Source organism: Halorientalis sp. IM1011 (assembly GCF_001989615.1).
In the GTDB taxonomy this organism is placed as follows: domain Archaea; phylum Halobacteriota; class Halobacteria; order Halobacteriales; family Haloarculaceae; genus Halorientalis.
Map to the genome: position 1 here is coordinate 2888780 of NZ_CP019067.1, position 14377 is coordinate 2903156.

Sequence of the window (14377 nt, forward strand, 5' to 3'; positions counted from 1 at the left end):
CGTTGTACCGGGGTCGTTACAAAACTGGCCGTCTATCGACTCTCGCGTTGCTCGACCTTGTTCAGGTATCGAACTGATGTAACAGGTTGCGAATTAATTTCCGGTATCCGTTGAACTGGTCGTCGGTAAACTCACTCTATCAAATCGCTCGGACGGGCGGCACCGTTATCGAGGAGTTCTCCGTCGAAGGTCGCCAACGTAGTGTCGATGTCTTCCGCCAGGGCGAGAAGGACGCAATCAAGGGTGTAGAGGAGATTCTCCTGTTGGTGACTGTACGCCGATATCTGGTCACTGATCTCCGGCGCGTAGATGTCGACTTCGGTATAGATGTCGGAAATCACCGCTTCGACCCGCTCTTGCTCTACCTGCTTTTTCTTCGTCATCACTGACCGAATCTCCATCAGATTCAGAATAGACGTGCAGAAATCGTGGTTCTGGTTCAGAAACTCAGTCGCCACGTCTCCCCGTGCAGGCTCGTCCGTGAGACTCGCGAGGAAAAGTTCGTATCGACGAATACCTTCATCGACGCTCTCGTACGTCCCGCACCGCCTCGACTGAATCGACCTCGACATCAGCCAGTCGGCCCGATAACACGTCCCCGAGTCTGGCAGACGGGTCGTCGGACTCGTCACCGGAGTCGACCCAATCCGGCGGCGTCGCATAGCTTCCCATGAGCGTGGGGAGGAACGGTACCCGTATATTCCTTTGGACGACTGGCTCGGTTCAGGCGACTCGGTTTTTGGTCCGCACTTAACGGGAATCCCGCTGCTCCACTTTGTTCAACTCGATCAACAGCCGGAAGACCGCCTTGACGAGGTTCGAGTCGACGTCGAACCGTTCGGCGTTCTCGCCGGCCCGATCCATCACGGCCTGTTCTTGCTCCTCGTCGGTCGTCGGGAGGCCCTGTTCGTCCTTGACGGCCGCGATGGTCTCGGCCACGTAGGTTCGCTGAGCGATCAACTCCACGAGTTCCCGGTCTATGGTCTCGATCTCCTCGCGGAGTTCGTCCAGATTCATCTCGTCTGTGCGCCGTCGGTCTGTGTCGTTGTCAGCCATGTGTTACCGTCTCGCTCCGTCCAGATGTCCCGCACTGTCTCTAGCGCGCTGTGCTCTCCGACCGCGGTGAAACTCGGGCCGGTCCCCGAGAGGGAGACGCCCTCGACGAGCGGCATCGCCTCGACGATCGGTTCCGTCGGGAAATCCAGCGCCGCGCAATAGGCGAGGCCGTTGACCGTCATCGCCCGCGCGAAGTCGCCGTCGAGGGCGAGGTCGGCCACCAGTTCGGCCATCGGCGCGATCTGCTCGCACCGCTCTACGTCCGCATCCGCCGAGAACGACCGCTCGGGCGGCGTCCACACCAGCACCGACCAGTCACGCTCCTCTCGGGCCAGCAACTCGTCCTCCGTGTTGTCGGTGACCGTGACGCCGCCGAGCATGCTCGCGCTCGCGTCGTCGAACGCGCCCGTCACCGTGACGCCGGCGTCCCGGGCGGCCTGCACGCCGATCCGGCAGGCGTCCTCCCGCGATATCTCCTCGCGAGCGTCGAGGGCCGACAGCGTCGCCAGGACGGTCGCGTTCGCGGCCGCGCTGGAACTCTTCAGCCCGGAGGCCATCGGCACCTCGCTCTCGGTGCGGACACGGCCGCCCTGTCCGTCGCCGAACCGTTCGACGACCAGTTCGACGCAGCGCTCGATCAATCGTGTGTCCGCGTCGGGTGCGTCGGCGATTTCGCCTTCGACACCGGCGGTGTCGGTCAACTCGACGGTCGCCGTCGTGTAGGCGTCGATGGCGAACGCCGAGCCCGTCCCGGTCGCGAGCGCGTTCAACACTGTCCCTGCCGCGGGGGCTCGTGCCCGACCTTCCATCACCCTCTCCTCTCGTATCTCGGTACTTACCTGTGGTGGTTGCCGGTCGCGGTCCGGCTGAGCAGCGCGAAGCCGGGCTCGGGAGACGAGTGGAACGGGTCTGCCGGTGTCCTCGCGAGCGAAGCGAGCGGGGGCTCGACTGACGAGCAGAGCGAGTCAGTCGGCGTCCGGCTGAGCAGCGCGAAGCCGGGCTCGGGAGACGAGTGGAACGAGTCTCCCGGTGTCCTCGCGAGCGAAGCGAGCGGGGGCTCGGTAGTCGAGCGAAGCGAGTCTACCGGTGGTCCGACGGGATTTTGCCCCCGCGCCCGAACACTTCGGGTATGAGCAGTCGTGAGGAAGTCTCCCCACAGACCCTGCCGATCGAACTCACCGAGGACGGGATCACCGTCGAGTACGCGGACGGACGCGAGGCGTTCTACCGCGGCGTCCCCCAGAAGCGGGAGTCACCGCTCCGAACCGCACCCGGCCGGGACGTGCACGTCCTCGTCACCGACGGCAGCGAGCAACAGGGCGTGTTGACCTACGTCAACGACCTGAAGACACACGCCGACATCCTGCAGGACACCGGCGTCGGCCGCGTGATGCTCGACAAAGACGAGCAGACGACGGTGTTCCCCGGCGTGGCCGTTCGCAACGAGGCCCACCGGGTCGTCGTGGAGGCCGACCTCGACCGGGCCGACGGCCGCGTGTTCGTCTTCGAGGAGAACCAGATGGGTGAACGGGCGTTCGAAATCGTCGCCGACGCCTGACTACTCGATCCCGTCGGGCAGATCCAGCGGCACGCTCCCCTTCGTGTAGCCCTCGACGCGACCGTCGGGCCAGGCCCGGAAGACGACCGCGGGGCGGTGTCGGACCTCCGGTTGTTCGTCCAGTAGCGTCTCCCAGTGGTGATCCGCGAACGACGAGCAGTCCACGAACAGGGTCACGCCGCCCTCGTGTTTCGAGAGCTGGCCGCTGACTTTCGTCTCGGCGGTCTCGCGGATCGACTTGCTCGCCGAACTCGCGGCCCGCTCGGCGGGGGGCTGGGGCCGGGTCACCTCGACGAGGACCCCCTCGCCGTTCTCGTCGGCCCGGAAGTCGATGAAGTGGCCGGTCGTCACCTCGATCTCGGGGGTGACATCGTAGCCGGCCTCGTGAAGTATCTTGGCGACGGTGAACTCGCTCATCGTCGAGCGCATCCGGCCAACGTTGAGATGTTCGCTCGTCCCGAGCTTCGACGCCATCGTGTAGCGGTCCGAGAGCGCGTCGGTCTTCAGGAACTCCTCGTAAAACCGCAGGGCCTCGTCGGGGTCGGCGTCGGGGAATCCGGCGGCGTGGTCGCGCAGGAACTCGCGGGTGGTGTGTCGGCCGTCCTTCGAGAGCAGGACGGGCAGGAAAAACCACGAGATGGTCGGGTAGTCGGCCAGCCACGGCGACTCCTCGTGTAACTGGGCGAGCAGTTCGCGTTCGGCCCACTCCGAAATCCGGTCGGGCACCTCCTCGAAGGTGTGCTTCTCGGTGCGCCAGAGGGCGCTGGGCGTCTCGGTGTTGCCCAGCCAGTAGCCCTGCCCGTTCCAGAGGAACAGCGCGATATCGCCGTTGTCCATCTCGAACCGGCGGGCCTCGTAGCCCTCGGGTTGCTTGAACCACGGGGTGCTCATCGTCGCGCCGAGGTTCGCGTCGAGCGGGCCCAGCAGATCCGACCGAACCCGACCCTCGGTCCAGCGTTCGTTCGACACCCGGAACCGGAGCGGCTTCGCCACACCGACGCTTGAGTATCGAGTGTTTTACGTGTTGCGCGTCGTCGCCGAAGAAAACGAGCGGTTACGACTCCTCGTCACGCCGGCACCGCGGTCGGGGACGGGTCGCCCCCGTTGATGATCCGTTCCACGACATCACCGATATTCGGTGCCTTCCGGTCTTCGTCGTCGTCTCGCGGGACGTGCGGAGCGATCGGCATGGGAGTCGCACCCCATCAAAGGTCGGTTCTCCGCCCGAAAAACACTTGTGCTGGATATGGGCTGGCGGTAGAACTGTTTGACGCCTCCAACGACCCGGGCGCTGCAGGCTTGAATCCGATGACCGAACGAACCCACCTCTAGGACGTGATACGGCCGAATTCAGGGAATGTGAAGTGCACCGAAAGACACAGTAATCTGTGTTTCCATAGATTCCTATATGCCGACTATCACGGTCAACGTGGACGATGATCTCAAAGAGCGCATGGAGAACCATCCCGAAATCAACTGGAGTGAGGTCACGCGGCAGGCCATCCAGGAGAAAATCGACGCGCTCGAAGTGATGGACGAACTCACTAGCGAGAGCGAACTCACCGAGAGCGATGTGCAGGAGATCGCGGACAAAATCAACGAGAGTGGACGGAAGCGTGTCGACGAAGAATCGGACTGAGCGTCACGATGAAGCTGGTAATCGACGCCAACGTCGTCATCTCGGCACTCATCGCCGATTCAAAAACACGAGAACTCATCGTCACACTCGAACCCGAACTTCTGACGCCCGCGTTCGTGCACGACGAGGTCGAGAACTACGAAGACCTGATCGTAGAGAAGTCCGGGATGGAACCAGACCGAGTGGCACAGTTCATCGACCTTCTGTTCCAGTATATCGAAGTCGTGCCTGCCGACGATTTCTATCCGGCTATCGATAGGGCAAAAGAGGCGATCAACGATACCGATCCCGACGATGTACTGTATCTGGCATGTGCGATAGCCAGGGACGCGGCCATCTGGAGTGACGACTCCGACTTCGACGAACAGGATCTAGTCGAGACGTACTCGACGAGTGATGTCATCGACTCGTTCGACACGCTCTGACTCACTGTGGGATTAATTCACCAATAGTCCGGATGTCCGCGAATTTTTGCAGACACGATCTACCTATCAAACAACGCGGCTACGTACAGTTTGAGGATTCCTACGGCTTTGCCGGGCGATTCCCGCCCTCGAAGAAGTGGGCGCTGCAGGATTGTGAACTACGTGGAGACGGTCGCCCTCGCCCTGCTCGGGCGCTGCGTCTCCCCTCGTTCAAATCCTTCGCGGCCACATTGCTGCCGCTCACGGTTCGTTCGCGGCAGCAAGATGGGCGCTGCAGGGACGGAGCGGCCTTCTAGCGTGCGTTACGTCGGTCTCCACTTGTGTGTTAGGAGTCATTGATGAATTTCCAGCGTCGATCTGCTTTCTCACGTTCGTTCGCTCGGTCGTAGTGCATATCCAGGACCTCCTCGGAGCAGTCGAGCCGGTCCGCGACCACTCCTCGGGGCACACCGTCGTGCCGGTACTTCGTCACCCGGCCCTTCCGCACGTCGTGGGGAGAGCGAGCCGACGGGCACTTCGTCATCCCGACGTACTTCGTGTATTCGCAAGTCTCCGGGTCCTCGTCGTGCGGACACTCCTCACCGACGAAACACGGGCGCGTCCACCGATAGAACGCGTTCCGGATGCACGTCGGTGAGATTCGCCCGTGTTCCGTCGTCACGAGGGGCCGGCGGCCGTTGTCGTCGACCACATCTTTCCGGGGACCGTCGATGTAATCACCCAACACTGTCGCGACTCGCCGGCTAATTCGGTTGTAGCGCTCTCCCTTGTCGTCGTTCTTCAATGGGGTCCCGGTACCGGGCCGGTGCCGGTAGGTCAAGCCCGGTTCCGAGCCCTCTAACTCAACGTCGCCCAGGTCGAGCGCCCGGATACCGCCGAGTCTCGCTCCGGTGTGCCACACCAGAACCCAGACGACGTGATCTCGACTCGCGTACTGGTAGCTGTCGAGATAATCGAGGATCGGCGTCACCCGCTCCGGGGGCAGCCACGAATCGGATATCTGTTCGTTCCGACTGAGAGAGGGCAGTTGGACGCGCTCATACAGGTCCTCCGGCACGGCCTCGATGGACGCGCAGGTACGGAGGAATGCGCGGACCGTCGAGAGAGCCGTGTGTAAGGTTCGCGGCGCGATCTCGTCGTTACCTTTCGAGTATCCACCGTCACGACGCCACCGGCGGAACTCGTAGATATCCCGGCCCGTCAGTTCGTCCATCGAGTCGATACCGCCTTCCTCGCGGCACCACTCGACCCAGGCCCGGAGATGGCTCCGGTGGCTGGTTTCCGTCCACTCGGCGGAGGTATCCTGCAGCTTGTCAAGGTGAAGCTCGACGGCCTCCTTCGGAGGAATCGGAATCAGGTCGTCGTCACTCATGCGCGACCTCCGCCGCACTTGCTCCAGCCGCACCGGTGGCAGAACGGGCACCCGCCCTCAGGGACGATATCGGGGTTCCCGCAATCAGGGCAGCACTCGGGCATCTCAACTACTCACCTCTGGGTCGTCACTTGTGGTTGGCAAGCACCACATACTCGATCCGATGGCCGTCTGGCACTTAGGCCGTGCAGGGGCGTTTCCGGAACTTCCAGAAAACCCCGCTTTCTTGCTATTCTGCCGTGAGAGACTTGCTCCCGTTCGCTTCTCGATTTCCGGAAAGCGTTCCGGAAGTCCCCGACTGGGACCTGTCTTTTGCCGTGAGGGGTGCGCATCTATCATGTCGTCACCTCAGAACGACACCCTCGGGCCGGGACCGGCCCGACAGACTCCTTTTCCGAAGTCGTCAGGTCGGTTGGCTGAGTGCATCGTTCCATATTGCTCAGACATACGCACCTTACTTATTTGTTTGCACAATTTAGCTCAGTACCGAATACGATGACCCAGAGATACAGAGTGGTCGGTGGAATTAACACGTACTGCTCAGATTTGCGGGTATGCGCCCGCGTGTCGAAGGAATGAACGAAGTCGACGATGCCGTCTTAGAGTTCTTTGCTGCTCAGGAAGACGGCGTAGCTCTGCCTCCGACTGTGGTCTGGTACAACCTCCACGACCGCCTCGAAGTTATAGACAAAAGTCGCGATACAGTTGCCCGTCGAATGCGAAAACTGACCGACAGGGGCCTTCTATCGAAGGTTTCGGAAGAGCGCGGGTACTATCAAATGACTACCAAGGGGCGTGACTACCTCGCAGGCGATCTCAAAGCGGACGACCTACGAATTGATGATAAATAGTTGCCCCCCTGTAGTGAGGAGAAGATATTTTTGAATAGCCGACAATGACGGATTATGTTTGCTGACGATGAGTTATCAGAGAGACTATCGGAGTTTTTAGAGGGTTTTCAAGAACAATTACGACTTGAATGGCGTCTTTTTCGGAAACAGTCATTCAATGCAAATACCAAGGGCGCAGCGTTAGAGGAGGCATTTTCGGGATTTCTCACAAAATATTTTGATGGGATATATGACATACAGACCAGAACTGCAGTGATTGACGATTTATTCTACTGTGTCGATGTTTTTGATAATCCGCAACAGAATGAGATAGACGTACTTGCAATGTTTAAAAATTCTAAACCCAGTATTCTATTTGAGGCGGGTGAAATGAGTTGGGTACCTCTTTCCGGAGTAGCCTTCGTTTGTGAAATCAAAAGCAACCTCACGGTCCAGAACCTGGAATCTGATCTTGAGAAGCTTGAGAAGATTAAGCAATTAGAGGATAAGACTTCGTTCAATCATATCCCGATGACGTTCTCCGGTCAGGGGGAGGTGGTGGACCGGACGGCGAGATGTCTTGTATATGATGAAAAGAAGTCTGTAGACATGGACCGTATCACCTCCATCTTATCAGAGAATACCGAATTATGGGATCTATTTCTTATTGTTGAAAGTAATGAATTTATATCAAGTCCGAATCTTCCATCTGGAACCTGGGCCTCAGAATATGAGGAAACAGTTGAAGCCATGGGTCTGACAGAAGAGGAAAAGAATGAATTCCTGAAATGGAAAGACTTGATTCAGGGCCGTGAGAACATATCCAATGATTTATTAATCCAAGATGACGGATTGTTTTTGTTTTTGTATTATTTGTCAATTTCAATTCCATTTGTTCCGGCCGTCGACACAACAAAGCCACTTCAAATGTTGGTTGGTTATCGGGCAACCGAGAAACTTGAAGACCAATTTTTGATCGAATTTGCCCGAGAGATTGGAAGGCGGAGTGAGATTGAAAACCCTGATATTGACGATATCGAGCAACTGATTTCAGATGGAGATTACGATGCGAATGAGGTGCTGAATGGGGTTAAACCGGCATTCCTTGATAGACTGGAATCAGAAGATGTAGACATATGAATCACCGTTTGAAATCATTTATCAACAGTAACGTTTTCTTGATATTCAATCTCATATATACTCGGTATCGTCAGTGTTTGAGCAATAGATCGCTTCTGTTCCGGTGTTAAGTCCTCGCGGTTGAGGATTTTTATTATACGCTCATCCATTCTGCAAGCGAAATCTGCGGATTTTACTAAAGCTATAGTCTTGTTACATTCCCAGAACTCGGCGGCCTGCTCAATTGTCTCAGTTCGATGCGCGTGTTTCCCGTCCTCGCGGATTCGCATATCCACCACTCGTGAACACGACGGCGTAAAACACAGTCAGAGTGGGTTACTGAAACCCATCTCACTCATAAATCCCAGCCGATTCTACCGGCCGACCGCCTCGATCTCTCCAAACTGTCGGTCAAGTCCGGTCGAGTATGCACACGGCCAGCGCCAGCTCGTGTGCATATCACAGATCATCGGAATCTCGATGCGCGACCCCCTGGGGTCGTGGCAAGGCTTCCGATACGGTTCCGGCTACGATTTCAGGACAAACTACAAGACAGAAAAGCGACACTCACAACTGTCGCAATATGGAAGCCGCCACTGAATCCCACACGGAAATCCTTCGCGATCATGTCCCAGATGGTGAACAGTTGCAGGAATACTACACAGGATCGAACAACAAAGGCACAACACGGACCATCGCCGTCACCGACCGCCGTCTCCTGAAAATAAACCAAGACGAGGACACAAATCAAGAAGAGATTGACATTCGGAGTACGCTTCTCACAGGTCCCAGTGTGACCGGGACTCGGTACCACCGAGAAGAAGAATCGCGAGCACCAATGCAGATTTTCGGCAGTATTTTGGCAGTTTTGGGCGGTATCATGACTTTCTTTGGCGTTCTCGGGATGGGGAACGGAGACGGTAGCGCTGGTGTGTTGGCAGTAGGAGGGCTCCTACTGCTCAGTGCCGGGATATATATTATATATGAAGCAGATGGCCGAACATCCGGTGATGTCGAAATAACGGTTGAACGCTCTGGGGTGGAGAATGTGACCGTGGAACTACCACAGGGGCAGGTCGACGTACCTCAAGCCGTTTCACGAGTTGTAGCGTCCAGACACAGCGAGTAGAGTACATACACTGCACACCCTGTCTTTTACCGGATTACCTAGACGTGCGACTGTCGTCTCACTGACGACAGTCGCACGATGCAAGGAAAATTCGACTTAGACGACGTGGTGGTCAGCCCGCTGTTCGTGCTGTCCTCCGCGATCGCGACCGGCCTGATCAGCTTCTCGCTGTTCGGGTTCGACTTCGCAAGTACCGCCTTCCAATTCGCGAGTGAGAACTACAAGACGACCATCTCCTACGCGAGCATCATCTCGGTGCTGGCCCTGCTCGCCGCCTACGCGAGCAACCGCCGGGACCTCTCGCAGATGACAAACGTCGAGCGGTGGATCACCCTGGCGACGATCGGCCTCGTGCTGTTCCCGCCGTTCATGCCGCTGTTGGAAGGTATGCTAAGTAACCAGATCGCCGGCCTCGTGGCCGTGATCGTCCAGGCGGGCGGGTTCTACTCGCTCTCCTACGCGGGGTGACCATGCGGGAACTCACCCAGCGAGTCCTCGCCGGGCTGCTCGCGATCGCCCTCGTCTCGTCGGCGGTCGCGCCGGTCGGGACCGCGGCAGCAGCAAACGGCGATGACTGCGAACCTATCAAAGCAGGTATGGAGAATAACATCGGGCCAATGCCGAACTACTACGCAATGGCTGGCGAAGTTGTCTCTTGCCTAACTGATAGTAGTAGTGTTGATCAGGACAAAATCAACGAAAACCAAGCACACCAGACCCACGCAGACCTGTTCACGGGGTACAAGGGTGCTACCGCGCAGCATGAGACGCTAAACACCACCTTCCAGAACCTCGGGAGTGGGCTAAAGACCGTTCGGCGAATCGAAGGCAAAAACGCTTTCATCCGGTCTCTGAACACGTCTCAAAGCAAGGCAGAGTCCATAACGACGGCAAAGCGTGCAGTCAAAGACAACTACTCTGCCTCTCAAGTGCAGTTAGCAAGATCCTTCGAGTCTCGCGCCCGTCACTTGGAGGACATAGCCTCTAAGGCCGATTCTGAGCAAAATCTGTCTTCGGAGGACATTATCAGGTTCGACACCACACAGGGAGATCCCGGTGGTGTCGCGGTCGTCAACGTGCAGGACACGACCGTCACCCTCGTAAACGGGACCTCATACCAGACCGAGGAGATCGTCTTAGAGAACAGCGGAGGCGCGGGCCACACCTACGACGTAACCAACGAGGGGCAGGGTTCGGTCAGCGGCGGACCTCTGCAATCTGTGGACGTGGTTCCCCCGGATCAATTGGACTCTGAGACCCGCTTAGAGTCGTTCACTGGCACCTACAGCAGTGAATGGTCTGAGCTAGAGTCACAGGCGAATACCGTCGCTTCGAATGTCGGGGATTTCGCCAATAGAACCTATGATGCGTGGTCTGCTGGCGTAATAGATCGCTCGGACTTGGTGGACCCGTATCTCGGGGCTCGGAACTACGAACCGGACGCCGCGGACGGGTCAACGTGGACCCTTCGCAGCCTCACGTCTCTCGGAATCTCCCCCCCAGAGGACCTAAACAATATCCGCGCCATGCAGATCCGCGACGGGCGAACCGGGACGGTCCATAACGGGACTCTGATGAGTGACGCGATTCCCGGAGACGGCTTTGTTGTGGGGCAGACCTACAACTCATCGAAGATAGCCGGCCCTCAGTATGTCGTAACTGAGTCTGGAGATACTGTACCCCTCAAGAACGAGTTTACGCTGGTCTCTGCGGACGGATTCGAGGGGGCAAACTACTCTGACGGGGATACCGTGAAATACACGAATCCCACGAGTACGAGGACAACCAACCTCTCCGAGTTCGCTGCACTGTCGGACAAATATCAGAACCTGACGGTTCGGCTTGAGGCCCGTGAGAGGAAATTAGAAAACAAGTCTGCTGGCGGAACTGGCGGACTGTTCGACTTCGACGGCCTCGGGGCCTCGCTCCCGTTCGGTGGCGCTGGTGTCGTCGTCGCGATCGGCGCGATCGTCACCCTCGGACTCGTCACCCGGAACTGACGAAACTACGCTTTTCAGACCATGAATCTACCAATCCGATACACTCGGCTGCTGGCCGTCGGCTGTAGCGTTCTCCTCGTCGGAATCACCGTCGCGTTCCTGGCGATCGGGACCGGCGCGGCCACTGCACAGACTACTAACCAGACCAACCAGACTGGCGGCGAAGTCGTCACCGACGGGCTGACGCTCGTCAACACAAGCTACGAACCTGTGGAAGACGGTGGGAACGGCACCCTCTCGCTCACCTTCCGGGCGGACGGCCCGCAAGCAGTCACACTCTACGACGCGGGCGCGTTCCGTCAGGGCGGCCAGCTCCCCTCGAAGACGAAAGTCATCGAAGGCACCGTCACCGTCGAGATGCCCGTCACCCGGCAAGGCAATTTCGTTGGGGTGACCGTCGTTACCGGGAACACCCGCTACGCCGTCCCCCACCGGATCGCTGGCGAGTCCGGCGACAGTCACCTGTTTCGTGGCCGGCCGACGTGGCAGGACACCCAGATCGCCGGCCTCTCCGGCTTCGCAGGCGGTCTGCTGGTCATCTCTGGCGTCGCGTATCGTCGCGTCACCAAAGACGAAGGGGAGGTGACTCGCGTCCTATGAACCGACGCGAAGCCGCCGTCGAACTGCTGACCGCGTATCGGTGGTGGATCGGTAGCGCGACCGTCGTCACCGTCGGGCTGGCCCTGTGGTTCGGCCTACCCGAGCCGCCGGAGATCCCGCGCGAGCCGCGTCTGTTTGCTGTGGGCGCGCTCGCGGCAATCGCACTCGGCTACGCGCCCGCCATGCGCATTGTCGACTGGTTGTATTCCCCCGGCGGGACGTATCTGGTCGATATCGACGCCCGGGACAACGGCTTCGCGGTGTTTCGCTTGAGTCCTGAGAAGTGGGAGAAGCTGACCGTCGAGAGTGGCGAACTCTACCGGCTCAAGACCAGCGCGGATGCCTACGCCTGTCGGCAGTACTGGCCCGACTACGACGTGTGCATCGGCACCTGGCGCGGCTCGGCGTCGGACCTGGAACTCCTCGAACAACGCGAACGCATCGACGAGATCCGGACCACGCTCGAACAGCAGGCTCAGGAAGGACTCTCCATCCGAACGCGCATGGGCAGTATCGTGCGCACGGCCGTCCGCGGCATCGTCAACGATCTCGTGAGTCAGTACGAGGGCACTGCCGTCCACAAGGGCGAACGCATCGAGGAAGCCGTCCAAGACGCGCTTGACGACCACGACATTCAGGACCTCGAAGAACGGGAGCGAGACGAGCAACGCCAGACCGAACACCAAGACGGTGAGGAGTTCGGCCCCGACCCCAAACCCGGCGAGACGCCAGGGACGGGCCAGCAACCCGCCGCGACGGACGGAGGTGAGGTAGATGAGTAAGGAAGCCTCCGAGCAGGTTACCTACTCGGCCGCGCAACTCCGCAAGCGCGTGACCGAGGGCGCGGTCGAAGAATCGCACCCGCACGCGGGCATGGCCCCGGACGCCGATCCGCGCGAGCTTCTGAACACGCTCGCGACCGCGTTCGACCCGAACGCGCACCCAGGACTCGATTCGGTCGAAGACTCCGAACTCTACCAGACGATCCTCCGGAACGAAGCCACCGACGCACTCACTGACGCCGTAGAAGCCGGCAACGTCAGTCAGATGCAGTACGCCGTCGGCATGGTCAACCACGAGAAAGATGCTGAGAGCGGGAGCTACCGCCGCTGGTTGCACTCCACGCTCCTCTCGGAGGCTTCGGTGCTGTTCGTCACTGGCGGAATGGGGTCGGGCAAGACCGATTGGGGTCTCTCCGGCGCTGACGAGTGGCACATGGTCACCCGCGGCCGGATCGTGACGAACGTGGAGAGCGCCGCCAAGAAGAACGAACACGTCGAGTTTGCCAGTAGTTACGAGGAAGTCGAGACGCTGTTCAAGGAGTCGACCGACGACTTCTACCTGCTGATCGACGAGACCGGCCAGGGTCTCACTGGCGTCGGGAGCGACCAACAGAAAGCGAACGCGCTCGCGAGGCTGCTCAAGCTCGTGCGCAAAGGGAACGCACCCGCGGGCACGAAACGGTGCATCTGCTTTATCGGCCAGACCGTCACCGACCTCTCGCGAGATCTCCGGCGACTCGTCGCGCAGACCGGTGCGTTCGTTCACAAGCCCGGAAAGAAGCGCCTCGAAGTCTACGGGGACGAACTCGTCGACGCAACCGAGATTCAGAAGGCCAAACCGAAAACGACCTTCAATGGCATCAAGAAGAGCCGCCTCCGCTTCTCGACGACCGAAGAACCCGTCTTCGACATGAGCGGGGCCGTCAGCGACGGTGAGAGCACCGAGAGCCCGGAGGACGTGCGGAAAGACGAGAAGGTCCGCCAGGCCCAACGGCTTCGAGACAAGGGCATGAGCGGGACGGAGGTGGCTGATATCGTCGGAATGTCCAAGACCTGGGTCTACAACAACACCGACGACCCCGCGGAATCAGACTCGGAATCTGACCCAGCGTGAATCACCAGCCGGCGGCGCGTTTCTTCCGATTCCATTTCCGCCAGGCGAGTATATCTCTATAATATATGCGCGTATATGCGCGATTCTCCGGAACCCGGGGGCGGTAAATCCGCGGTCCAGGGGTCATTTCAAGATCGCTATCTGGACTTGAGTAATATAACACCGATCTTATCGAGCTTAAACACGAAGAGAATACTATTTCTACCACATATAGTATAATAATACCAAACATGCTTTCTCGATTATTAGCGCGGATTGCGCCAACCGGCGAGATAGCTAATGAAGCGAAAAATGCTATTGACTACTGGAGAGAGTACAAAGGAAAGAGGATTAGAATTGAAAGAGTGAAGGTGACTGATATTGGGTCTGGCAACATACAACAAAAAAGGAAGAATATCCACGGAATAGAAGGGACGGTGGAGAAGGTGATGTCGCTTCCACCTGGATTTGTTTTAAAAGATGCTATCGAATTTACAGATGCAGAAGTGCTTGACGCGTTAATCGAGAGGACGGAAATTAGCCAGGAAGACATTGAACAGGCAGAAGGAGGCCATGATCGGATCTTTGTCTCGTTTTCAAGCGTTGAGAGAATCACATTTGTGGAGGAGGGCGACTAATCTGAAATTTCGCGCGCCGCCTGCGGCGGAGCGGTGTGGTGTATTTTGATGAGGTGGTCTTAGCCACACCCTTAACGGGGAACACGACCCCCCGGGTCGTGCTTCCCCGTCGGGTGGCCGGGCCAGCCCGGCCAGC

Annotated in this window: 19 protein-coding genes; 12 read left to right on the plus strand and 7 right to left on the minus strand. The window is 58.6% G+C overall.

Annotated features, from left to right (window positions below):
* Window positions 1-131: 131 nt before the first annotated feature.
* From BV210_RS14975 to BV210_RS14985, 3 genes are all read right to left on the minus strand, one after another.
* Window positions 132-632, minus strand: a complete 501-nt coding sequence (locus BV210_RS14975; protein ID WP_216640628.1) for a PIN domain-containing protein — start codon at window positions 630-632, stop codon at window positions 132-134.
* 118 nt (window positions 633-750) lie between these two features.
* Window positions 751-1056, minus strand: coding sequence for a chorismate mutase (locus BV210_RS14980; RefSeq protein WP_077207424.1), 306 nt, complete (start codon window positions 1054-1056; stop codon window positions 751-753).
* The gene (locus tag BV210_RS14985) at window positions 1014-1865 is read right to left on the minus strand and encodes a shikimate kinase (RefSeq protein ID WP_077207425.1); all 852 of its coding nucleotides are present in this window, start codon (window positions 1863-1865) and stop codon (window positions 1014-1016) included. The genes BV210_RS14980 and BV210_RS14985 overlap by 43 nt, the downstream gene beginning before the upstream one ends.
* Window positions 1866-2185: 320 nt before the next feature.
* On the opposite strand from BV210_RS14985, the gene BV210_RS14990 reads away from it, so the two are divergent.
* Window positions 2186-2614, plus strand: coding sequence for a DUF5796 family protein (locus BV210_RS14990; RefSeq protein WP_077207426.1), 429 nt, complete (start codon window positions 2186-2188; stop codon window positions 2612-2614).
* On the opposite strand, the gene BV210_RS14995 is transcribed toward BV210_RS14990, so the two are convergent.
* Complete coding sequence (locus tag BV210_RS14995; RefSeq protein WP_077207427.1) at window positions 2615-3607, minus strand: DUF5784 family protein; 993 nt, start codon at window positions 3605-3607, stop codon at window positions 2615-2617.
* 74 nt (window positions 3608-3681) lie between these two features.
* On the minus strand, window positions 3682-3804 hold the full coding sequence (locus tag BV210_RS20785; protein ID WP_256385539.1) for a hypothetical protein: 123 nt from the start codon (window positions 3802-3804) through the stop codon (window positions 3682-3684).
* 218 nt (window positions 3805-4022) lie between these two features.
* Here BV210_RS20785 and BV210_RS15000 point away from each other — a divergent pair, with 218 nt between their 5' ends.
* Both BV210_RS15000 and BV210_RS15005 read left to right on the plus strand, forming a co-directional pair.
* Window positions 4023-4253, plus strand: a complete 231-nt coding sequence (locus tag BV210_RS15000; RefSeq protein ID WP_077207428.1) for a hypothetical protein — start codon at window positions 4023-4025, stop codon at window positions 4251-4253.
* A gap of 8 nt (window positions 4254-4261) precedes the next feature.
* Window positions 4262-4678 (plus strand): PIN domain-containing protein, encoded by a 417-nt coding sequence (locus tag BV210_RS15005; RefSeq protein ID WP_077207429.1) that lies wholly within the window; start codon window positions 4262-4264, stop codon window positions 4676-4678.
* Window positions 4679-5003: 325 nt separating this feature from the next.
* Here the strand turns inward: BV210_RS15005 and BV210_RS15010 are convergent, their stop codons facing one another.
* Entirely contained in the window at window positions 5004-6050 is a 1047-nt protein-coding gene (locus BV210_RS15010) for a site-specific integrase (protein WP_077207430.1), read from the minus strand.
* 575 nt (window positions 6051-6625) lie between these two features.
* Between BV210_RS15010 and BV210_RS15015 the strand changes: the two genes are divergently transcribed.
* Window positions 6626-6901: a transcriptional regulator gene (locus tag BV210_RS15015; RefSeq protein WP_084802648.1), complete on the plus strand. Its 276-nt coding sequence runs from the start codon at window positions 6626-6628 to the stop codon at window positions 6899-6901.
* 54 nt (window positions 6902-6955) lie between these two features.
* Window positions 6956-8020: a DUF6602 domain-containing protein gene (locus BV210_RS15020; RefSeq protein ID WP_157526049.1), complete on the plus strand. Its 1065-nt coding sequence runs from the start codon at window positions 6956-6958 to the stop codon at window positions 8018-8020.
* Window positions 8021-8034: 14 nt separating this feature from the next.
* Here BV210_RS15020 and BV210_RS20490 read toward each other — a convergent pair whose 3' ends face one another.
* Window positions 8035-8289: a hypothetical protein gene (locus BV210_RS20490; RefSeq protein ID WP_077207433.1), complete on the minus strand. Its 255-nt coding sequence runs from the start codon at window positions 8287-8289 to the stop codon at window positions 8035-8037.
* A gap of 293 nt (window positions 8290-8582) precedes the next feature.
* Between BV210_RS20490 and BV210_RS19975 the strand changes: the two genes are divergently transcribed.
* The 7 genes from BV210_RS19975 to BV210_RS19980 all read left to right on the plus strand — a co-directional run bounded on the left by BV210_RS19975 (window position 8583) and on the right by BV210_RS19980 (window position 14241).
* A complete protein-coding gene (locus BV210_RS19975) occupies window positions 8583-9128 on the plus strand; it encodes a hypothetical protein (protein ID WP_157526051.1) in 546 nt (181 codons plus the stop codon).
* A gap of 78 nt (window positions 9129-9206) precedes the next feature.
* A complete protein-coding gene (locus tag BV210_RS15030; RefSeq protein WP_077207434.1) occupies window positions 9207-9596 on the plus strand; it encodes a hypothetical protein in 390 nt (129 codons plus the stop codon).
* Window positions 9597-9598: 2 nt separating this feature from the next.
* A complete protein-coding gene (locus BV210_RS15035) occupies window positions 9599-11128 on the plus strand; it encodes a hypothetical protein (protein WP_077207435.1) in 1530 nt (509 codons plus the stop codon).
* Window positions 11129-11149: 21 nt separating this feature from the next.
* Entirely contained in the window at window positions 11150-11728 is a 579-nt protein-coding gene (locus tag BV210_RS15040) for a hypothetical protein (protein WP_077207436.1), read from the plus strand.
* Window positions 11725-12510 carry a hypothetical protein gene (locus BV210_RS15045; RefSeq protein WP_077207437.1) on the plus strand — a complete coding sequence of 262 codons (786 nt, stop codon included), beginning with the start codon at window positions 11725-11727 and terminating at the stop codon, window positions 12508-12510. The genes BV210_RS15040 and BV210_RS15045 overlap by 4 nt, the downstream gene beginning before the upstream one ends.
* Window positions 12503-13624, plus strand: a complete 1122-nt coding sequence (locus tag BV210_RS15050; RefSeq protein WP_157526053.1) for a hypothetical protein — start codon at window positions 12503-12505, stop codon at window positions 13622-13624. The genes BV210_RS15045 and BV210_RS15050 overlap by 8 nt, the downstream gene beginning before the upstream one ends.
* Before the next feature lie 230 nt (window positions 13625-13854).
* A complete protein-coding gene (locus BV210_RS19980; protein ID WP_157526055.1) occupies window positions 13855-14241 on the plus strand; it encodes a hypothetical protein in 387 nt (128 codons plus the stop codon).
* Window positions 14242-14377 lie beyond the last annotated feature (136 nt).